12 protein-coding genes, 1 tRNA gene, 1 other RNA gene, 2 pseudogenes and 1 riboswitch are annotated in these 20,520 nt (G+C 61.4%); of the genes and pseudogenes, 5 read left to right on the top strand and 11 right to left on the bottom strand.

Going from position 1 to position 20,520, the window contains the following annotated elements:
* Window positions 1–57: 57 nt before the first annotated feature.
* The 4 genes from clpX to J5I97_RS05175 form a co-directional block, all read right to left on the bottom strand.
* Window positions 58–1,344 (bottom strand): ATP-dependent Clp protease ATP-binding subunit ClpX, encoded by a 1,287-nt coding sequence (gene clpX, locus J5I97_RS05160; RefSeq protein WP_208589711.1) that lies wholly within the window; start codon window positions 1,342–1,344, stop codon window positions 58–60.
* Between the two features lie 125 nt (window positions 1,345–1,469).
* Complete coding sequence (clpP, locus tag J5I97_RS05165) at window positions 1,470–2,096, bottom strand: ATP-dependent Clp endopeptidase proteolytic subunit ClpP (protein ID WP_002806026.1); 627 nt, start codon at window positions 2,094–2,096, stop codon at window positions 1,470–1,472.
* A gap of 94 nt (window positions 2,097–2,190) precedes the next feature.
* A complete protein-coding gene (tig, locus tag J5I97_RS05170) occupies window positions 2,191–3,483 on the bottom strand; it encodes a trigger factor (protein WP_208589713.1) in 1,293 nt (430 codons plus the stop codon).
* Window positions 3,484–3,690: 207 nt separating this feature from the next.
* Window positions 3,691–3,775: transfer RNA gene (locus J5I97_RS05175), tRNA-Leu, on the bottom strand.
* A gap of 259 nt (window positions 3,776–4,034) precedes the next feature.
* Between J5I97_RS05175 and J5I97_RS05180 the strand changes: the two genes are divergently transcribed.
* On the top strand, window positions 4,035–5,303 hold the full coding sequence (locus J5I97_RS05180; protein WP_208589726.1) for a two-component system sensor histidine kinase NtrB: 1,269 nt from the start codon (window positions 4,035–4,037) through the stop codon (window positions 5,301–5,303).
* A 31-nt stretch (window positions 5,304–5,334) separates the two neighbouring features.
* On the opposite strand, the gene J5I97_RS05185 is transcribed toward J5I97_RS05180, so the two are convergent.
* Window positions 5,335–5,410, bottom strand: a non-coding RNA gene (locus J5I97_RS05185) — sX9 sRNA.
* Between the two features lie 550 nt (window positions 5,411–5,960).
* Between J5I97_RS05185 and J5I97_RS05190 the strand changes: the two genes are divergently transcribed.
* A protein-coding gene (locus J5I97_RS05190; protein WP_208591566.1) for an IS5 family transposase occupies window positions 5,961–6,694 on the top strand; the annotation gives its coding sequence in 2 pieces (ribosomal slippage) (window positions 5,961–6,246 and window positions 6,246–6,694; 735 coding nt in all).
* A 348-nt stretch (window positions 6,695–7,042) separates the two neighbouring features.
* Window positions 7,043–7,810 carry an AraC family transcriptional regulator gene (locus J5I97_RS05195; RefSeq protein ID WP_208589728.1) on the top strand — a complete coding sequence of 256 codons (768 nt, stop codon included), beginning with the start codon at window positions 7,043–7,045 and terminating at the stop codon, window positions 7,808–7,810.
* Between the two features lie 5 nt (window positions 7,811–7,815).
* Here the strand turns inward: J5I97_RS05195 and J5I97_RS05200 are convergent, their stop codons facing one another.
* Together J5I97_RS05200 and gcvP are read right to left on the bottom strand one after the other, a co-directional pair.
* Window positions 7,816–9,924, bottom strand: a complete 2,109-nt coding sequence (locus J5I97_RS05200; RefSeq protein WP_208589730.1) for a catalase — start codon at window positions 9,922–9,924, stop codon at window positions 7,816–7,818.
* Between the two features lie 353 nt (window positions 9,925–10,277).
* Window positions 10,278–13,262 carry an aminomethyl-transferring glycine dehydrogenase gene (gcvP, locus tag J5I97_RS05205; RefSeq protein ID WP_208589738.1) on the bottom strand — a complete coding sequence of 995 codons (2,985 nt, stop codon included), beginning with the start codon at window positions 13,260–13,262 and terminating at the stop codon, window positions 10,278–10,280.
* Between the two features lie 99 nt (window positions 13,263–13,361).
* Window positions 13,362–13,476, bottom strand: a riboswitch (glycine riboswitch).
* A gap of 120 nt (window positions 13,477–13,596) precedes the next feature.
* Between gcvP and J5I97_RS05210 the strand changes: the two genes are divergently transcribed.
* Together J5I97_RS05210 and J5I97_RS05215 are read left to right on the top strand one after the other, a co-directional pair.
* The gene (locus J5I97_RS05210) at window positions 13,597–14,034 is read left to right on the top strand and encodes an MFS transporter (RefSeq protein WP_371885860.1); all 438 of its coding nucleotides are present in this window, start codon (window positions 13,597–13,599) and stop codon (window positions 14,032–14,034) included.
* Between the two features lie 49 nt (window positions 14,035–14,083).
* Window positions 14,084–14,488 (top strand): hypothetical protein, encoded by a 405-nt coding sequence (locus J5I97_RS05215; protein WP_208589740.1) that lies wholly within the window; start codon window positions 14,084–14,086, stop codon window positions 14,486–14,488.
* Here the strand turns inward: J5I97_RS05215 and J5I97_RS05220 are convergent.
* The 4 genes and pseudogenes from J5I97_RS05220 to J5I97_RS05235 all read right to left on the bottom strand — a co-directional run bounded on the left by J5I97_RS05220 (window position 14,481) and on the right by J5I97_RS05235 (window position 20,479).
* Window positions 14,481–16,571, bottom strand: coding sequence for a M2 family metallopeptidase (locus tag J5I97_RS05220; RefSeq protein ID WP_208589742.1), 2,091 nt, complete (start codon window positions 16,569–16,571; stop codon window positions 14,481–14,483). The genes J5I97_RS05215 and J5I97_RS05220 overlap by 8 nt on opposite strands.
* A gap of 107 nt (window positions 16,572–16,678) precedes the next feature.
* A complete protein-coding gene (locus J5I97_RS05225; RefSeq protein ID WP_208589744.1) occupies window positions 16,679–18,346 on the bottom strand; it encodes a phosphoethanolamine transferase in 1,668 nt (555 codons plus the stop codon).
* Window positions 18,343–19,106: pseudogene (locus tag J5I97_RS05230) on the bottom strand (phosphatase PAP2 family protein). The gene J5I97_RS05225 and the pseudogene J5I97_RS05230 overlap by 4 nt, the downstream one beginning before the upstream one ends.
* Before the next feature lie 101 nt (window positions 19,107–19,207).
* Window positions 19,208–20,479 (bottom strand): annotated as a pseudogene (locus J5I97_RS05235) (ArnT family glycosyltransferase).
* Window positions 20,480–20,520: the final 41 nt, after the last annotated feature.

The raw sequence follows: 20,520 nt of genomic DNA on the forward strand, positions 1-20,520 counted from the left end.
GGTCGGAAACCCTTTATCCGTGAGCGAGGCCAAGGCCTAGCGCTGCGGCTGCAGGACTTAGTCGCCGGACGCAGCTTTGGCCGGAGCCGGTTGCGCCTGGTAGATCAGATACGGCTCGGATTTGTGCTCGATGACCGACTCGTCCACCACCACCTTGCTGACGTTTTCCTGCGACGGCAGCTCATACATTGTGTCCAGCAGCACCGATTCGACAATGGTGCGCAGGCCCCGGGCGCCAGTCTTGCGCTTGAGCGCTTTCTTGGCGATTGCAGACAGGGCGTCAGGCCGGAATTCCAGCTCAACACCTTCCATGTCGAACAGCTTCTTGAACTGCTTGGTGATGGCGTTTTTCGGCTCGGTCAGGATCTTGATCAGCGCCGGCTCGTCCAGTTCCTCGAGCGTGGCGACTACCGGCAGGCGGCCGACGAACTCGGGGATCAGACCGAACTTTATCAGATCCTCGGGCTCGACTTCGGCCAGGATCTTGCCGACTTCCTGTTTGCGCTCGCTGCTCTTGACCTTGGCGCCGAAACCAATCCCGCCGGCATCGTTGGAACGCTGCTGGATCACCTTGTCCAGCCCTGCGAACGCGCCGCCGCAGATGAACAGGATGTTCTTGGTGTCGACTTGCAGAAATTCCTGCTGCGGATGCTTGCGACCGCCCTGCGGCGGCACCGAGGCGACCGTGCCTTCAATCAGCTTCAACAGAGCCTGCTGCACGCCTTCGCCGGACACGTCACGCGTGATCGACGGATTCTCGCTCTTACGCGAAATCTTGTCGATCTCATCGATATAGACGATGCCCTGCTGCGCCTTCTCGACGTCGTAGTCGCACTTCTGCAGCAGCTTCTGGATGATGTTTTCAACGTCCTCACCGACATAGCCAGCTTCAGTAAGCGTGGTCGCATCGGCGATCGTAAACGGTACATTGAGCAGGCGTGCCAACGTTTCGGCCAGCAGCGTCTTGCCCGAACCGGTCGGACCGACCAGCAGGATGTTGGATTTCGCCAGCTCGACGTCGTCGTTCTTGCTGCGGCTCTCGATGCGCTTGTAGTGGTTGTACACCGCCACTGCGAGCGTGCGCTTGGCGCGCAACTGACCGATCACGTACTGATCCAGCACTTCCAGGATCTCGCGCGGCTTGGGCAGACTGGAACGCGCCGACTGCGCCTTCTCTTCGAGTTCCTCGCGGATGATGTCGTTGCACAGCTCAACGCACTCATCGCAGATGAATACGCTTGGACCGGCAATCAGCTTACGAACTTCATGCTGACTCTTACCGCAGAACGAGCAGTAGAGAATCTTGTTACTGTCGCCGGAACGACCTTGGCGGTCTTCGTTCATGCTTCTGTTACCCAGTTACTCCACCCGATGCACGGTGGTTCGATTTCGAGAATAGCACAGGGTCGGGAGGACGTTCGCCCAGCCCGACCCTGCCGGTTTTTCCTGCAATTTCAGCGGTCTGGCGATCAAGACGGTTGGATCGACTCTTCCGGACGACGCTCGAGCACCTGATCGACCAGCCCATAGGCCTGGGCATCGACTGCACTCTTGAAGTTGTCGCGCTCGGTGTCGCGCGCGATGGTCTCCAGCGACTGGCCGGTGTGCTTGGCCAGGATCTCGTTCAAGCGCGAACGCAGGGTCAGGATCTCGCGGGCGTGGATGTCGATGTCGGTCGCCTGGCCCTGGAAGCCACCCAGCGGTTGGTGGATCATCACGCGCGAATTCGGCAGCGCGTAACGCTTGCCCGCCGCACCCGATGCCAGCAGCAGTGCGCCCATCGAGGCAGCTTGGCCGACGCAGATGGTGCTCACGTCCGGCTTGATGTATTGCATGGTGTCGTAGATCGCCATGCCGGCGGTGACCACGCCACCGGGCGAATTGATGTAGATGCTGATGTCCTTTTCCGGGTTGTCGGCTTCCAGAAACAGCAGCTGGGCCACGATCACGTTGGCCATATGGTCGTCGATCGGACCGACCAGGAAGATTAGACGCTCCTTCAGCAGACGCGAGTAGATGTCATACGCACGCTCGCCACGGCTGGTCTGTTCGACCACCATTGGCACCAGGTTCAGGGCTTTGGTCACAATGCTCATCAGTCTTCCCGTTGTGGCAGCGGCCTGTGCCGATGCCCGTGTTCGACGTCCGCACCCCAAAATTCAGGGAACGGTTCTTTTTCATGCCGTCGCGTCAGACGCGGATCGCGTCCTGGAACGACAGAGACTGCTCGGTGTGCTGGGCGCGCTCGGCGATCCAATCGATCACCTGCTCTTCCATCACACGGCTCTGCAATTCATTTATCAGTTGGGGGTCGTTGCGGTACATCTCAATGACCTGTTCCGGCTCTTCGTAGGTCGAGGCGATCAGACGCAGCGTTTCGCCGACGCGCTTGGACTCCAGACGCAGCTCGTTGCGACGGGCCACTTCGCCCACCAGTAGACCGACCAGAACGCGCTTGGCGGCGGCGTCCATGAAACCCTGGTGCGCATCGGCGGGGACGTCGCCCGGACTGCGGCCGCTGCGACGGATCTGCTCGACCTGCTGGGCCAGCATCGAACGGGCTTCGTTCTCGACCAGACGTGGCGGCATTTCGACGTGTGCGTAAGCGGCGATCAGCTGCTCGCCGACTTCACGACGCAGGCGATTCATCAGCGCGCCCTTGAGCTCGCGCTCCAGATTGGTACGGATGTCGGCGCGGAACTGTTCGGCATCGCCACTCTTCACGCCGAAGCTTTTGATGAACTCCTTGTCCAACACCGGTAAGACCGGCTCGTACACTTCCACCGCCTTGACGTGGACCTGCACGGTCTTGCCGGCCAGCTGCGGCACGCGCCACTCGGACGGGAAGTCGATGGTCAGGGTCTTGTCTTCGCCCTTGACCAAACCTTGCAGGCCCTTTTCGATCTGGTCGAACATCACGCCCGAACCGAGCACGCTGCTGCCGGTCTCCACACCTTCGGCGGGCAGACGCTCGTCCCCGGCCTGCGACCACGTCTCCAGCGCCACCAAATCACCGACCTGGGCGCCGCGCTCGATCGGGTTCCAGGTGCGGCGCTGCAGACGCAGGTTTTCGATCATCTGGTCGATGTCGGCGTCGGTCACCTCGGCGGTGTAACGCACCACCGACAGCTTGGCCACGTCGATGTCGCCAAAGTCAGGCACCACTTCAAAGGTGGCGACGAAGTCGAAATCGCTTTCTCCCTTGTCGATGCGCGGGTTACCCGCCAGGCGCAGCTCATGCTCGCGCACCGCCGAATCGAAGGTCTCGCGCAGCAAACCATCCATCGCCTCGGCACGCACCTGCTGACCGAAGCGCTGCTCGATGACCTTGGCAGGCACCTTACCGGGGCGGAAGCCCTTGATGCGTGCAGTCCGCGCGATTTCGCGCAGACGACCACCGACATGCGTCTCCAGGCGCTCCTGCGGCAGGGTGAAGGTCAGGCGGCGTTCCAGATTGCCGGTGGATTCGATCGATGCTTGCATGTTGACTCCTGCCACCGACAGCGGACAGCGTCGGCACGAGATGGAAGATGCGGGTTGACGGACGACGAGAAAACCGCCCAGCCTTGTAGTCTCGCCGATAACGGTAGCCGCTGCCAGCAGAACGCGCACAATTGTGCCGCTGGGTGTGGGATGACCGGTTTACGAGCGTTACAGCGGCCGGAACATTCACGGCCGCACTGCACTACTTGGTGCGAAAGGGGGGACTCGAACCCCCACGCCTTGCGGCGTCAGAACCTAAATCTGGTGCGTCTACCAATTCCGCCACTTTCGCAATGCCGTACGTGCCCCGGCATTGTTGCAGGGATGCCCGCAAAGAAAAAGCGCTGCGATGAGATGCAGTACGGTCTAAGTCGGCATTGGAGTCGATTGCAAGTCATCGAAGCTCGAACGAGCCAACGTGAGGCGCAACGCGGTGAACGGTTAATCCTTTCGCCCTAGTCCGTGGCAAAGCCTCGTACTTTTACTCATAACCTCGTAACTGCGGGGTTTGCAAAAATTCCGTTAAATTCAGCGAGAGGGCAGCAGTCGCGATGAGAGACCGATATCGCCAGATCGTGGCACTTTTCCGCGATTGCATCAAAGAAATCGACTTGGACTGGCGCATCACGGCGATCAACGTCAGCGGTCTGGCCGAGCTTGGCGCCAGCCGCCCTGACCAGCTCGTCTCCCGCCCATGGCGCGAGTTCTGGCCACCTGAGGCCATTGGCTTGGTCGATGCGGCGATCGCCGCGTCTGCGGATGGCTCCATTCACGAGTTCGAAAGCTCCTGCGTCAATTTCGCCGGCGTGCGCCAGACCTGGCAGGTGGTCACCAGCCCGCTGTTCGACGCGCTTGGCAACGTCGAGGCGATCCTGGCGGTGAGCAAGAACATCTCCGACCGGCGGGCGCTGGAAGTGGCCTTTCATAACCTGGATACCACCTTGAAGGTGGAGCGCGCGTGTTCCACCGGAGCCTTGATGCTGGCGCGCCCGCGCGAAAACTCGCTATCGACGCAGTTGCACAGCTTGTGCGATCTGCAGGAGCGCTTTGAAGGCGATCTGGACATTGCACGCGACGCACAGGGGGCAGCCGGAAAAATCTCCGAGCAGGCCCAGAAAGGCGAAGCGGTGGGACAGCTGCTGGCAAGCGTGTTGCACGATTTGAACAATGTGCTGCAGGCCGCCACATCCGCGATCGACTTGGTCGTGCAGCGCGCGCAGATCGACGCGCACGATGCCAAGCTACTGAGTGTGGCCGACACTGCGCTTCAACATGTCTCTGTCATGGCGCAGCGCTTGGTCGGATTTTCGCGCCAATACCCGTATAGCCCCGAATTTGTGGATCTTGCCGAACTGGTAGAGCAGCTCAGCCCTCTACTGGAACAGGTGATCGGCGCAGGCCTGCAATTGCAGGTACGCACCACCCACGGCGGATGTTGCGCCATGGTCGACCGCCACACGGTGGAGCGCGCCATTTTGAATCTGGTGATCAACTCCCGCGATGCCTGCGCAAGCGGCGACAGAATCAGCGTGGAGACCGGTGAAACATTCGTCGCCGCCGCCGACGCGCGCCTGACCAAACCTGCCGGGCATTACGTGACCATCGCCGTTGCCGACAACGGGCACGGCATGGATAGCGAGGTGCAATCGCGATTGTTCGAGGCCTACTTCACCACCAAGGACGCCGACAAAGGTGATGGGCTGGGATTGGCGCAGGTATATAGCGCGGCACGGCAAGCAGGTGGCTTTGTCGAGGTGACCTCAGCGCCAAGCGAAGGCGCGCGTTTCTTGCTTGCGTTTCCGCGCACGCAGCAGGACTAGACGCTGGCGCTAAACGCGTCGCGCTTAGAGCGGCTAACAAAACGTAGCGAGCAGTCGTTGGGTGGGTGCGGACGGCGCGGAGGAACCGCAGTGTACGCGTGGTACATGCCGATTCCGGGCACCGGCCGCGCGCGCCTGGCGGCGCAGCGTTTTGTTAGCCGCTCTAAGTTCTAAAGGCAACGCTGAAAAAGTCCCCGGTAGCTGCAAAGATTGGCGTATAGGTGCTTCGCCGTGAGGGGAATCACGAAACAGCAGAGGTTGGCGATGGCAGCCGATCAAGGTATTGGTTTTGAACAGTATCGTCGGCCAGCGCGTTGTGGCATGTTGCTGGCGACGATGGAGCAGATCGTGCCATGGTCTGCGCTGTGAGCCTTACGACCGTGAAGGCGGGCAGGGCAAGGGTTGGCCGCCGGTGGGGTTGGAGCGGATGTTACAGATGTACTTTGTGCAGCCGACGTCCCCCCGACTTTGAGTAGTCATCCCTGAAAAACCCTCAACACCAACTCACCGCAACGCTTTATAGGCCGCACAGGCGTGCCAGAACTGCCGGTTTTCGCTACGTTGAGGTCTGGTTTCTTGCAATTTGCGCCCATGCGTACACGCCGCTGCTGCTGAGCGTATCTGTGCCGACGCGTTATTCCGTAACAATTTTCCCTAATCCGACACTGCCTGCCGGCGCAGCGCGGCAATGTCAGCATGACCAACCTGCAAGTGGTCAACGCCATCCTTTACGTTGCTGAGCATGGCTGCAAATGGCGCGGCCTGCCCACGCGCTTTGGCAACTGGCATACGGTGTACACGCGTATGAACCGTTGGGCCAAGGCGGGGGTGCTGGACCGGATGTTTGCCCAATTGCAGAAGTCCCAGATCGTGCGCATCAAAATCGAAGCGGTCTCGCTGGACTCCACCAGCGTCAAGGTGCATCCCGATGGCACAGGTGCATTAAAAAAAACGGCCCGCAGGCCATCGGCAAATCCCGCGGTGGATGGAACACCAAGATTCATATGGTTGCCGCAGATGCTCGAACAGCCATCACGTTTGGATTGACGCCTGGCAATGCGCATGACGCACCTGCAGGCCGCACGTTGCTTGAACATCTGGGGCCAGTGAAGCGGCCGATTCATCTCCTGATGGACCGCGCTTACGAAGGCAACGAAACCCGCCAGCTGGCGCTTGATCTTGGCTTCGTGCCGGTGGTTCCGCCGAAGTCCAACCGGGTCGAGCCTTGGGAATACAACCGGGAGATGTACAAGCGACGCAACGAAGTGGAGAGACTGTTCCGTCGTCTGAAAGGTTACCGCCGGGTTTTCTCACGATTCGAGAAGCTCGACGTCATGTTCCTCGGATTTCTCAGCTTTGTCCTGATCGTTGATGGGCTTCGTATGTGTTAACAGGCCCTACATCGAGATGTTCTACAACACCAGGCGGCAGCACGGACACAACAACCGGCTGTCTCCGGTAGAGTTCGAAAAGCAGCAATCAAAATGAGGCTTCGGGGTGTCTACAGAAGCCTGGCCGATTCAACACTACCGGTGCGGCGGTGGATGCCAAGGCCAAACCGGTTGCGGCTAATGCGGACAATGCGGTCAACCAGCCGCGTTGAGCAAGAAGGTAGGCAAGCCGATCGTGTGTGCGGCGTATCATGGCGCTACGTTCGTGGTGCTGTGTCGATAGCGCGCGCAGTGCCTGGCTGCGCCTTTCCCGATCCCGAGTCCATTGCCCTGCATGAATCCTTCCGCATGAAGAGCATCGATCCTGCCGATCTGGAAGCGTTGTTCGATGCCGTGCCGGACGTATTGTTCTTCGTCAAGGATCGCGAGGGCCGCTACACCCACGTCAACCAGACCATGCTGCGACGCCTGGGGCTGAAGTCGCGCAAGGAACTGATCGGCAAACGCGTGGCCGAAGTGTATCCGAGCGGCTTGGGCGCCAACTACGCCAATCAGGATGAGCAGGTGCTGGCTGGCGCACTCATCGACAACGTGCTTGAGCTGCACCTGTTCGCCAACCGCGAACCGGGCTGGTGTCTTACCTGCAAACGACCGCTGCTGATGGATGGCAAGGTGCAGGGCATCATCGGCATTTCGCGCGATCTGGGGCCGCAGGACGGGCACGAATCGCAGTACGAAAAACTGCGGCTTGCGCTGGCCTACCTCAACGCCAACTACGTGCAGAACGTGCGTATGCAAGCGCTGGTGGAGATCACCGGTTTTTCGATGTCCAAGCTGCAGCGCTCGTTTCGCAAAGTGTTCCAGCTCACTCCGCAACAAGTGCTAGCCAAGCTGCGTCTGCAGATGGCGATGCAGCTATTGCACGGAAGCAAGAGCGTGACCGAAATTGGGCATGCCTGCGGTTTCAGCGATCAAAGCGCGTTTACGCGGCAGTTCAAGGCTGCGGCGGGGATGACGCCGCGTGAGTACCGCATGTTGGTCAATACGGTACAGCTGCCCGTAGAAGCATACCCTGCGTCGGTCGCTCGCGCACAAGGCAGCTCTCGGTTGCGCTGATGCGGTTACGCCAGCATGCGCACTTTCGGCTCGCGCGCCCACTGGCGGGTTTTGGCCGCGGCGATAAACGCCTTGGTATCGGCTGCCGCGATCACGCCGGCGTCCTTACCGACGTTACCGGCGTTCAGCAGCAGCTGCGCGCCATCGTCGAAGGCGATCGCCTTCAGATGCGCCCAGGCGTGACTGACGAAATCCAGTGCAGCCGATTCGCGCGTCAGCAACCTCGCCGCTTCCGAGGACAGTAGTACCGCCACTGCATCGAAGAGTACCGATGGTGTGCCTGCCAACTGACCATCGGCTGCCAGCTGTTTGCAGTCGCTGAGCTTGGCACCACCGAGCTTGGGCGCGACGATTTTGACGGTAGCGCCCTCAGCTTCTGCCGCTTTGCGAATCGCCTTGATCGCAGCTGCATCGGAGCCATCGTGAATCAGAATGCCGACCGTGCGTCCCTGCAGTGTGTCTTTCATCTTGCCGATCAGCTGCAAGGCTGGCGACAACGGCATGTCGGTGGGCGCCACTGCTGTCGGTGGTGCCGGCGGCAAGTTGGTCATGCCCATGCCATGGGCCACGCGCTGTGCCAGTGCCGGGTCGATATGACGCAGGTGGCCGACGATGGCCTCGCGCACGTGTGCGGTTTCTACCTTCGACAATTCGAACACCAGCGCCGATGCGATGTGCGCCTGTTCCGGTGCGGTCTGGCTGCAGTAGAAGAGCCGTGCCTGGCTGTAGTGATCGGCAAAGCTTTCCGTGCGCACGCGGCCTTTTGCGCCGTCTTCGGCCGGCGCTGCGTGGCTGCGGAATCCACGCAGCGCCTCATGCGGCGTATCGGCTTGTAGCGAGCTAGGTTCGTAAGCGACACGGCCCTTGGGCACACCCATCTGCATATGACCGTCGCGCTGATTGTTGGCGAACGGACACTTGGGTGCATTGATCGGAATCTGATGGAAATTCGGCCCACCCAGACGGCTCAGCTGCGTATCCAGATACGAGAACAGGCGGCCCTGCAGCAGCGGATCGTTGCTGAAGTCGATGCCGGGCACGATGTTGGCTGCGCAGTAGGCGACCTGTTCGGTTTCTGCGAAGAAATTATCCGGCCAGCGGTCCAGTACCATGTGGCCGACGATCTGCAGCGGTATCAGTTCTTCGGGAATGACCTTGGTCGAATCCAGATGGTCGAATGGGAATGCGTCGGCCTGCGCTTCGGTAAACAACTGCACGCCGAGCTCCCATTCGGGGAAGTTGCCGCTCTGGATCGCTTCGAATAGATCGCGGCGATGAAAGTCCTGATCGGCACCGGCAATCTTCACTGCTTCGTCCCAGATGGTGGACTGCAAGCCGAGCCTGGGGCGCCAATGAAATTTGACGAAGGTGCTCTCGCCGTTCTCGTTGAGGAAACGGAAGCTGTGGACGCCGAAGCCTTCGATCATGCGCAGCGAGCGCGGGATGGTGCGATCGCTCATCGCCCACATCACCATATGCATCGACTCGGGCGTCAGCGAAATGAAATCCCAGAACGTGTCGTGTGCGCTGGCCGCTTGCGGAAAGCCGCGGTCCGGCTCCATCTTCACCGCATGAATGAGGTCGGGAAACTTGATCGCATCCTGGATGAAGAACACCGGGATGTTGTTGCCTACCAGATCCCAATTGCCTTCCTTGGTATAGAACTTCACCGCGAATCCGCGCACATCGCGCGGCGTATCTACCGAGCCGGCACCGCCTGCGACAGTGGAGAAGCGAGTAAATAGCGGGGTTTTTTCGCCGACCTCGGTAAAGATCTTGGCGGTGGTGTACTTGCTCAACGATTTTGTCAGTTCGAAGTAGCCGTGCGCTGCACTGCCGCGCGCATGTACGATGCGCTCGGGGATACGTTCGTGATCGAAGTGGGTGATCTTCTCGCGCAGTATGAAGTCTTCCAGCAACGTCGGGCCACGCGGCGTGGCGCGTAGCGAGTTCTGGTTGTCGCCAACCGGAATGCCTTGGTTGGTGGTCAGTTGCCGATCCGTTCCGCCTGCCTTTTGGTGCAACTCATCGCCGCTACCGCGCAACACATCGGGGGTGGCGCTTGCCGCGGCGATGGCAGACAGTTGCGCGGGTTTGCTGGGGGACTTGGGCATGGAACTCCACCTTGCGGGCTTGAGATGCTGGCTGATCCGCAAAGCCTGGGAGTGGCGCTGTTAATTGCATGTGTCTGCATGCGAACGAATATTCATATGCATGTAGAAGTTTGCGATCCATCGCACTTGCTTATTGCCTCTGTCACGCGATGTGGCAATACACCGCTGCTTGAAGCGCAACGAGCTCGACTATTAAGTTGTGTTACAGCTCAATAGCGTGTGTTGGCCACTCCTAATGCGCCGATAGATGTGCGGACGTTGACACAGCGTGGGCGTGGGCATCCCACAACGCACAGCGATGACGCTGCACGACGTCGGGCGTTGCGCCGATCCTGCCCACGTGGCGGTGGCGCTTACGCCTCTACATCGTCCTTATACGCATCGACCGGGATACAGGTGCACATCACGTTCTTGTCGCCGTAGACGTTGTCCACGCGTGCCACCGGCGGCCAGTACTTGTGCTGCTTGAGGCTGAGCAGCGGGAAGGCAGCCAGTTCGCGCGGGTAGGCGTGGGGCCATTGGTTGGCCGACACTTGCGTTGCGGTGTGCGGTGCGTGCTTGAGCGGATTGTCTTGGCGGTCCAGGCGGCCGTCTTCGATCGCGTGGATTTCTTCGCGGATCTGGATCATCGCGTCGATGAAGCGGTCCAGTTCGTGCTGCGATTCGCTTTCGGTCGGCTCGACCATCAGCGTGCCGGCCACCGGGAAGCTCAACGTCGGCGCGTGGAAGCCGAAGTCGATCAGACGCTTGGCGATATCTTCTGCGCCGATGCCGCTGGTCTTTTCCAGCGGGCGGATATCGAGGATGCACTCGTGCGCCACCAAACCATTACGACCGGTGTAAAGGATCTTGTAATGCGGTGCCAGGCGCTTGGCGATGTAATTGGCGTTGAGCAGCGCCACCTGGGTCGCCTTGCGCAGCCCGGCGTTGCCCATCATGGTCACATACATCCAGCTGATCGGCAGGATCGAGGCCGAACCATAGCTTGCTGCGCTGACCATGCCGCCGGTGCGCAATGAGCCTCCAATTCCGCTTTCGGAGTTGAATCCGTCGCCATGGATGGCGGCATCTTGACGTTCGCCGGCATGGATGCCGGCACGAGGAAGATAAGGTGCCAGATGCGACTTCACCGCACATGGCCCCACTCCTGGGCCACCGCCGCCATGCGGAATGCAGAAGGTCTTGTGCAGATTGAGATGCGACACGTCCGAGCCCCACTTGCCGGGCTTGGCCACGCCGACAAGTGCGTTCATATTGGCGCCGTCGGTGTAGACCTGGCCGCCATGCGCATGCACGGCTTCGCAGATCGCCACCACGTCTTCTTCGAATACGCCGTGCGTGGACGGATAGGTGATCATCAGCGCAGCCAGACGCTCGGAATATTTTTCTGCCTTGGCGCGAATGTCTTCGACATCGACGTTGCCGTTGGCATCGCACTTGGTGACCACCACGGTCATGCCGCACATCTGCGCGGAGGCCGGGTTGGTGCCGTGCGCGGATTCGGGAATCAGGCAGATATCGCGGCGCGCTTGGCCCCGCGAGCGGTGATAGGCGCGAATCGCCAGCAAGCCGGCGTATTCGCCCTGCGCGCCGGAATTGGGTTGCAGGCTCACCGCGTCGTAGCCGGTGCACTCGACCAGCATTGCTTCCAGTTCGCCGATCAACTGCGCGTAGCCGGCCGACTGTTCGGCCGGTGCCAGCGGATGGATTGCGCCGAACTCGGGCCAGGTGACCGGGATCATTTCGGCGGTGGCATTGAGCTTCATGGTGCAGCTGCCGAGCGGGATCATGGTGCGATCCATCGCCAGATCCTTGTCGGCCAGCGAGCGCATATAGCGCAGCAGTTCGTGCTCGCTGTGGTGGGTGTTGAACACCGGGTGCGTCAGGAACGCGCTGGTGCGCAGCAGACCTTGCGGTAAGGCATCGGTGGTGGTGGCGTCGAGCGCATCGATGTTCACTCCAGGCATCCTGCCTCCCGCGACACTCGCACCTGCTTGTGCATCGTCCAGCTGCGCGCCGAACAATGCAGCCAGCGCAACCACATCGGCGCGGGTGGTGGTTTCATCCAGGCTGATGCCGACCGCTTCGTTGTCGATCGCACGCAGGTTGATGCCGGCGGCACGCGCCTTGGCGTGAATCGCCTCGGCATCGATCGCCTTGACATGCAGCGTGTCGAAGAAATGCTCGCCAACGTTGACGCCGACATGACGCAGTGCTGCGGCCAAAATCGCGGCCAGACGATGCGTGCGCCGCGCGATGCGGGTCAGGCCGTCGGGGCCGTGGTAGACCGCATACATAGAGGCCATTACCGCCAGCAGCACCTGCGCTGTACAGATGTTGGACGTCGCCTTTTCGCGGCGGATATGTTGTTCGCGCGTTTGCAAGGTGAGGCGATAGGCCGGATTGCCGGCGGCATCGATCGACACGCCGATCAGACGGCCCGGCATCGAGCGCTTGTAGGCATCGCGGCAGGCCATGAAGGCCGCATGCGGACCGCCGAAACCGAACGGCACGCCAAAGCGCTGCGCATTGCCGACCACGATATCCGCGCCCCATTCTCCAGGTGCAGCGATCAGGGTCAGTGCGAGCAGATCGGTGGCCACCGCGACCAGGCCGCCTTGCGCATGCACCGCATCGGCCAATGCGGCGTGGTCGCCGATGTGTCCGAAGCTATCGGGATACTGCAGCAGCACGCCAAAGCACTCAGCCTGCAACGCTTCTTCCGGTGTGCCCACGCGCAGCACGATGCCCAGCGGCTCGCTGCGGGTGCGCAGCAGGTCCAGCGTCTGCGGATGCACCGCGTCGTGCACGAAGAACGTCTCGGACTTCGACCTGGCCGAACGTTTGGCCAGCGTCATCGCTTCGGCCGCGGCGGTGGCTTCGTCCAGCAACGAGGCGTTGGCGATCTGCATGCTGGTCAGGTCGGCGCACAAGGTCTGGAAGTTGATCAGCGCTTCCATGCGGCCCTGCGAAATCTCTGCCTGGTATGGCGTGTAGGCGGTGTACCAGGCCGGGTTTTCCAGAATGTTGCGCAGGATCACCTGCGGCGTATGGGTGCCGTAATAGCCCTGGCCGATAAACGTCCGCTGCACCTGGTTCTTGCTGGCGATGGCGCCAATCTTGGCCAGCGCCGCTTCTTCGGTGATCGCGTCGGGCAACGCCAGCGCACCCGGCGACTTGATGTTGCCGGGCACGATGGCTTCGGTCAGCGCATCCAATGAGGCGTGGCCGACCACGCTCAGCATCTGCGCGATTTCCGCGTCGTTTGGGCCGATATGGCGTTCGACGAACGCGTTGTGGTGTTCGAGGTCGCGCAGGGAAGACGAAGTCTGGGACATGGCGGGCATCCGGGGCAGTGGGCGTACGAATGGTCGACAAGCACCGCGACCGGCCTGACGCGCATAGCGCATCACGACCTGCCGCAGCGACGGTCTTCCTCGTGCCCCTCTGTCCTTTTGCCTGAGAGTTTAAAAACGCGGCATGGCGCTTGGCCTGCCTGCGTTCCGTGCCCCTTCGGCGCCGGCATCGGCCGGTCTCTCCAGAGTTGTACTGCGGATGGTATCGGGCCTGAGCGATTACGGGCTGTTGCGCCTTCGGCAGCGGCAGTGCCGCTTCTCCCACCGTGTTGCGGGCTGATTATAGCGTGCGTGCGCGCCGCCCGGCGCGTCTGCAATGGCCCTGTCGGCACGCCCGACGCACCTGGTGCACGTGCCGCTGTCCGATGCATGGGGGCGCAGACGGGTGATGCTGGGTGGGCTGGCGCTGTTCATCGCCGGCTCGGTGGGCTACACCCTGTCGGTGGCGCAGATCGCCCTGCCGTGGGCGGTGCTGCCGATTTTCCTGGCCGGCGTGGGCATGGCCCTGATCTTCCCGATCCTGGCGCTTGCGGTGCTGCATATGTACCTGCAACAGCGCGGCCTGGCGTCTTCGCTGCAGGCCTTCACCCAGTTGATGAACAATACTGTGGTGGCCGGGGTGCTGTCGCCGTTGCTGAGTGAACCTCCGCACCATCTGGCGCTCGGTATGACCGGTTTTTTCTTGCTGGGCTGGCTATTCTGGCGCTGGGAGCACCGCAGCGGCCGCCGTTTGCGGCGCCGCCAGGCCAAGTAGCCATTGCCTCTGGAGCCGGCCGACCATCTTTGACCTCACAGGAGCCTGCATGTCCATCGATTCCAAGCTGCGCCGCGACGCCCGCAAGCGCGCCGCCGAGCGCGAGCGCAACCGGGCCGCCGCTCAGGTCACCGCCGACTCGCCGATCGAGCCGCATGCCGAACTACGCGACCAGCAACGCACTCTGCTGGCCGGCATCGTCCGCCGTGATGGCGAATGGGTGCTGGGCATGGACGGCCGCATCGCCGGCGAAAGCACCAGCGCCGCGCAGGTGCTGGCCTTGATCATGCGCGCCGCCGAATTGCACGAACGCCAGGGCACGCCGGTGCGGCTGACCTATTCGGATGCGCTCAAGGACGCTGCGCATGCCGAGGCGCAGGCCGATGGCATGGAATTCGAGCAGTTCAAGACCAAGCTCAGCGAACGCTTGCAGGGCGGTGCCAAGCTCAATTGAGCTGGCGCCTGCGTAGCGTATCAGCGCCTGAGTGCCGGAGGTGTTGGGGCTGCTCAACTGATGGCGTTGCCGCCGGTTGGGTTGGTGGGGAAGTTGCAGTCGCCTGCCACCCACACAACTGCCCCTGATTCTGCTGCTTCAACCACTCATTCATCGGTGCGAAATACTCCAGCATCGGGCCGGCATCCAGGCGGTCGTTGCCGGTGAGTTCCTTCAGCGTGGTTTGCCACGGTTGGCTTGCGCCACGCTGCAGCATCGACCAGAACTTTTGTCCGGCGTCCTTGTTGCCATAGAAGCTGCACGCGTACAGCGGGCCTTGATGGCCAGCGGCTTGGCACAGCCCCTTGTAGAACTGGAATTGCATGATATGCGCGAGAAAATAGCGCGTGTACGGCGTGTTGCCGGGCACGTGGTATTTGGCGCCGGCATCGAAGAACGCTTCGCCGCGCACGCTGACCGGTGCTACGCCCTGGTACTTGGCTTTCAGTTCCCACCAGGCCTGGTTGTAATGCTCAGGGGTGATCGAGCCGTCGAAAACGCCCCAGCGCCATCGGTCGATCATCAGCCCGAACGGCAGGAACGCGATCTTGCTCAAGGCCATGCGCATCTGCGAATTGATCAATGCTTCGCGACCGGCCTGCTGTTCGCCTACCATGCCGATCGACTGCAGATATTTGGGCGTCAGCGCCAACACGATGGTGTCGCCGATCGCTTCGTGGAAGCCATCGTTGGCGCCGTTCTGGAATAGTGGCGGCAGTGGGTTATAGGCCAGGTCGTAATAGATGTGGCCAAGCTCGTGATAGATGGTGGTGAAGTCTGCTTCGGTCGGCTTGATGCACATTTTGGTGCGCACATCCGCACCGATGTTCTGATTCGGTGCCCCTCCCATGTTCATATCCCACGCGCTGGCATGGCAGACCACATCGCGATCCAGCGGTTTGATGAACTGCGAGCGTTGCCAATAGGTATCGGGAAGCGTGGGCATGCCGAGTGAGGTGTAGAAGTCCTGCGCGCGCTCGGTCATCTGTTTGGCAGTGCGCAGCTGTGCCTCGCGCTCGGCATTGAAGCGTGCAGCGGCACCAATATCGCTGCCGCTGCGGTTATTGGCAACGTTGCGCGCCAGCACTGCAGTGAGATTGCCCTGGTACTGCTTTTCCAGCGCCGAGGTGATGTCCAGATCGCCAGCACCAGGATACGGCTGCAGCAGATCCCACAGATTGCTCCAGTCCTGCTGCCACATGTTGCCCATCAGATGCGCTGGCAGCATGCCGCCTGCGACTTCACCCTTGTCCTTGCTGTACTGCGTCGCGAGCTTGCCGCGCGCGTAGCACTGCAGCTGTGCGTATAGCGGTTTGACCTGTTCCCACAGACGGTCGGTTTCGCTGGCCAGTTGCGCTGGTGGCATGTCGTAACCGCTGCGCCACAGTACACCGACATCGGCAAACCCCAAGCCGCGCGCGCCCTCGTTGGCGAGCTCGACAAACCGCTGATAGTCCTTGCGCATCGGCTGCGCGGTGCCATGCCAGCCCTGCCAGGCGTCGAGTTGTTCGTTGTAATCGCGGCTGTTTGCCAATACCTGTTCCAACTCGCCGAGCTGGCGGCAGCGACGCTGCTCGCCATCGCCCACGCAATAACTCCCTGCGCTGTAATCGCCTTCCATCTTGGCCGCGATCCGGGTCAGCTCGGCCAGCTTGGCCGGGTCGCGCGGTGCGGGCAGGGCGCTCATCAATTTCAGCAATTGCAGCGCACGCACGCTGTCGGCCGACATTGGGGTGCCTGCGTATTGCTTGGATTGTTCGATCCAGCGATCCAACTGGGCCAGCGAGCGCTCGTTGGCCTTGGCCACCAGCAATTGCGAGTCGCCGTTGATGTAGGTCGACGACAGCCATTGCGCAGCGGTGAGTTCGGGATACGCCGCCTTGTACTCGGCACTGATGCGCGCCACGAACTGGTCGGCGCTTTCATCAGGCGCGGGCTTGGTCGCGACCGGTTTGGCCGGCGGTGCCGCATTCGGACGGCAGGCCGATAACGACACGGTGCCGGCAATCGCGGCAAATGTCAGCAACAGCGAACGAGGATTCACGGTTGGTCCTTGCGGTGACGTCCGGCGAAGGCTAGAGCGCGCCGTGTTTCAGGGCAAGTGGCGCCGCACATGCGCGACGCGGCGACAGTCATTCCACGCGTGGCCGATCAGTGCAGTGCGCGGCCTGCGCACTGCGCAAACAGATCGCGCTCAGGTGCGTAGACGCTGCTCTTGACCTGCATCAGTCCCAGCACCGACGGGAACAACGCATCGTGATCGGTGTATTGACCGGCACGATGGCGCAGGCAGGCTAGGTCCAGACCGCGATCGCGCGCGAACTCTGGAGAGAACCACATCACCATCGGCACGTGGGTCTGCTCTTTGGGCGCGATTGCGTATGGAATGCCATGCAGATACAGGCCCTTTTCGCCAAGCGATTCGCCGTGATCGGAGACATAGATCATCGCCGTGTCGTAGTCCTGCAACCCGCGTAGCATGTGAATGGCCTGGTTGAGAAAATGATCGGTATAGGTGATCGAGTTGTCGTAGGCGTTGACGATGCCCTGACGACTGCAGCTGCCCAGGTCGGCGGTCTTGCATACGGGTTTGAAGCGTTCGAAATGCGCCGGATAGCGTTCGAAGTAACTCGGTCCATGGCTGCCCAACTGGTGCAGTACCACGACGCGATCGCCGGGTTTGACACGTACGTTTGTGGCCAGATCGCTGAGCAGGATGTCGTCAATGCAGCGGCCATCGGCGCACAGGTCGGGCGTGTTGGCATCGTCCAGGTTCTGGATGTCCAAGCCATCGCACACGCCCTTGCAACCGGATTGGTTGTCGCGCCACAGCGTGGAAATGCCCGCGTGTTCGAGCACATGCAGCAGCGATTGATGGCGGCCGATCATCTCTTCGTTGTAATCGCGCCGGCCATACGGGGAGAACATGCACGGCACCGAGACTTCGGTACTGGTGCCGCACGAATGCATGTCCGGGAAATTGATCACACCCGCCTGCGCCAACTCCGGCGTGGTCTGGCGTGCATAGCCGTTGAGGCCCCAGTTCTGCGCGCGTGCGGTTTCGCCCAGCACCACCAGCAACAGGCGCGGGCGGCTTCCCGGCGCACGCGGTGTGGCCATGGCATCGTGTTCGATCGGCTGCTTGGGTGCGTGCTTGATCGGCGAATCGGATGTGAGATTCTGCCGCAGTGCCACTATGTAATTGATTGGCGTGGCCAGGTAACGCACCTCGCGATGGTTGCGCATCAATGCCGAAATATCCTGAAACGACAGCATCGTGCCCGCTGCACCCACCACCGCCACCGCTAGCAAAAATCCAACGCGGACGAGCAGCGACTTGCCGATGCTGCGCGCGCGCAAACGCGTGCGCCACAGCAGCGTCATGGGAATCAGGAAGTAGCACACCAGCGGCAGGATCAAGGCGGGTGTCAGCAGCTCGCGCGATTCCTTGTGGTCGGTATGCAGCACGTTGCGCAACATGTCCGCATCCAGATAGACGTTGTAACTGTCCATGTAGTGCGCGGCCAGTGCGGTGGTGAACAGCAGTAGTGTCAGCAGCGGCTTGGCGTTCCAGCGCCACACCAGCAAGCCCAACAGTAAGGCGTGCACCGCGACCAATAGCGCCATCAGCGAAATGGCAAACCCGAGGCTGCCCGGGTGCGTGGCCATCGCCGTGCGCCAGAACAACTGATTGCACATCAGTGCGAAAAACAGGCTCGACAGCAGCACCAGCGCTTCGGTCGACACTGTCGGCCGGGTACTCCATGTCGGCGCGCGCAGGCCGCCAAGCCCGCGCGATTGCGGTAACCAGGTACTCATGCTGCATCCCCCGATAGCAACATCAAACCAAGTGCGCGACCCGACCGTGCCAGCATCACGCAATACAGTGCCAGTGCGCTCACCCAACACACCGCCAACGACCACAGGTCGTGCGATAGAAAATGCGCGCCGCGCAGTTGTTGCGCAACACCGAAAATGAGACCTGCTACCAGACCTACGAACAAACCTGGAAAGCGCCATGCAGGACGAAGAGACAGCGCACAGAAATACAGCGCCACCCACGCATAACCGGCACTTGCATGGCCTGCGGGAAAACAACCGGACGCGGTAATGCCGTGGCGCGATTCAAACAACCCGATCATCGCTTGCGTGCCGCCATAGCGACTCAGATCCCACGGGCAATCCATCGCAGTCCACGACTTGAGCAGCGAGACCAGCGAGGTCGACAATGCGATCGATGATGCCAGACACGTCAGCGGCCAACGCAATGTGCGCAGACGCGGCCTGCACCATGCAACGACCGTCAGCACCAACACGCTGACGCCTGCAGCCGTGCTCAACCATTTGCCCACGCGATGAATCACGCTGCTGGTGAACCAGTGATCCTTGAGCAGCCAGTGCCCGCCTTCCAGCCGATACAGCGCATCGGCAATCCATTGGTCCCCGCCGGCGCCCATCAGCAACGCACTGGCCAACAACACCCATGCCAGCGGCACCCACAAATGCCGGATAAAAAACGTGTTTGCGAATCAGCGGCAGTGCGCGCCGATACGGGCGCGTAAACAGGGAGCGTAGTCATCGAAGCATCGGGCCGGTCGTCAATGTCCGGCATCTTCGAAAGCGGCATGTCGGAAAGTGGTCGGATCGAAGTTGTCCAGACGTTAATCCATGCCAGTTATGTCAATCCGCGTCCGAATCTACAGTTGTCTGTTCAGTTGCCGAGCTCTTTGACACGCAACCGGCATGCCACGCGGTTCCTGGCAGCAATTGCCATTGATTGGGGCTGGATTCGCCGATATCGATGCGTTGCGCCGGATCGATGCACGCCGGTACGGCCTGCTTGAGCACGAACAGCTAGCGTTTTTCCGGCGCTTGCGCCAGCCATGGGCCGGCCTTGGTCCACCGCTCCTGCCAACTTGCCGTGAAGCCGAAGCCGGTCGCCGGGCGATCGGCTTGCAGCAGGTTTTGTTCGCGCCAGGCCAGCATGCCCAGCTCGGCATCCGGGCCGATGCGTTGCCCCACGCGTTGCATCAAGCGCGCAGACGAGCTGTAAGGATCCAGCGCCGGCATCAACCCCAGGCCGTACGCCGTCCACAGCGCTGCGGTCATCACGACCAATGCAGTGCCGGCGCGCCTGCTACGCGACCACGCAACCGCCGCCAGGCTACGCACGCCTAAACCGATCAACCACAGACCAACCGACTGCATCGAGACGAGGTGCATTTCGCGTTTCAACGCGATGTTTTCCGCCCAATGCAGATCCAGCCAGATGCCGCCGCCCAGCGCCACGCCGACAGTCGCAAGCATCAGTATATAACCGGTCAGCAGTACGCGGATGCCACGACAGCGCAGTAACCCGGCCAATAACGGTGCCGCCGCAATGCATAGAGCGGGCAGTATCGGAAAGATGTAGACCTCGCGCTTGCTCGGGCTGGCGCTGAAAAACAGCAGCACCAGCACGCTCCAGGCGAGCAGCAATACATAGTGCGGATCGCCACCTCGCAGCCGTCGCCACCACGCCGGCAGCAACCAGGGCAACAACAGACAGCCAGGTAACCACAGCGTGGCGATCACCTGCAGGTAGTATCAGAACGGCTTCACGTGATGCCATGGGTGTGCGTAACGCGTGCCGGTCTGCTGGAACAACAATCTCATGCGCATAGGCATGCAACTGCGGGTCATTAGAAAAGTCACGCTCCAGTGCGGCACAAACGCCTCGGTGGCTGCCTGCAACCACATAAAGACCGTTGGCTTTTCCGCACACAACTCGGCGCCACGGTGCGGCAGCAACCACTGACCGGTCTGGACCATGGCGCGCGCGGCCAGTACAAAACGCGGCTCGTCCGGTGGATTGGGGTGGCGCAGATCCAGGCCAGCAAGCAGGCTGGCAACGCGGCAAGCAGCGCGCGCTGGCGGGGACGTGGAGGCAGAGATGGCAGGCGACACGCGCACGCTCTGATTGAATGGGGCGGCACACTATCTGGCCAGTAGGT

The sequence above is a fragment of the Xanthomonas fragariae genome (assembly GCF_017603965.1).
Taxonomy (GTDB): Bacteria; Pseudomonadota; Gammaproteobacteria; order Xanthomonadales; family Xanthomonadaceae; genus Xanthomonas; species Xanthomonas fragariae_A.

Bases quoted from the DNA above. Each gene is read 5' to 3' on its own strand.
- clpX (WP_208589711.1), bottom strand. From the start codon at position 1,344: ATGAACGAAGACCGCCAAGGTCGTTCCGGCGACAGTAACAAGATTCTC.
- clpP (WP_002806026.1), bottom strand. From the start codon at position 2,096: ATGAGCATTGTGACCAAAGCCCTGAACCTGGTGCCAATGGTGGTCGAA.
- tig (WP_208589713.1), bottom strand. From the start codon at position 3,483: ATGCAAGCATCGATCGAATCCACCGGCAATCTGGAACGCCGCCTGACC.
- J5I97_RS05180 (WP_208589726.1), top strand. From the start codon at position 4,035: ATGAGAGACCGATATCGCCAGATCGTGGCACTTTTCCGCGATTGCATC.
- J5I97_RS05195 (WP_208589728.1), top strand. From the start codon at position 7,043: ATGAAGAGCATCGATCCTGCCGATCTGGAAGCGTTGTTCGATGCCGTG.
- J5I97_RS05200 (WP_208589730.1), bottom strand. From the start codon at position 9,924: ATGCCCAAGTCCCCCAGCAAACCCGCGCAACTGTCTGCCATCGCCGCG.
- gcvP (WP_208589738.1), bottom strand. From the start codon at position 13,262: ATGTCCCAGACTTCGTCTTCCCTGCGCGACCTCGAACACCACAACGCG.
- J5I97_RS05210 (WP_371885860.1), top strand. From the start codon at position 13,597: ATGGCCCTGTCGGCACGCCCGACGCACCTGGTGCACGTGCCGCTGTCC.
- J5I97_RS05215 (WP_208589740.1), top strand. From the start codon at position 14,084: ATGTCCATCGATTCCAAGCTGCGCCGCGACGCCCGCAAGCGCGCCGCC.
- J5I97_RS05225 (WP_208589744.1), bottom strand. From the start codon at position 18,346: ATGAGTACCTGGTTACCGCAATCGCGCGGGCTTGGCGGCCTGCGCGCG.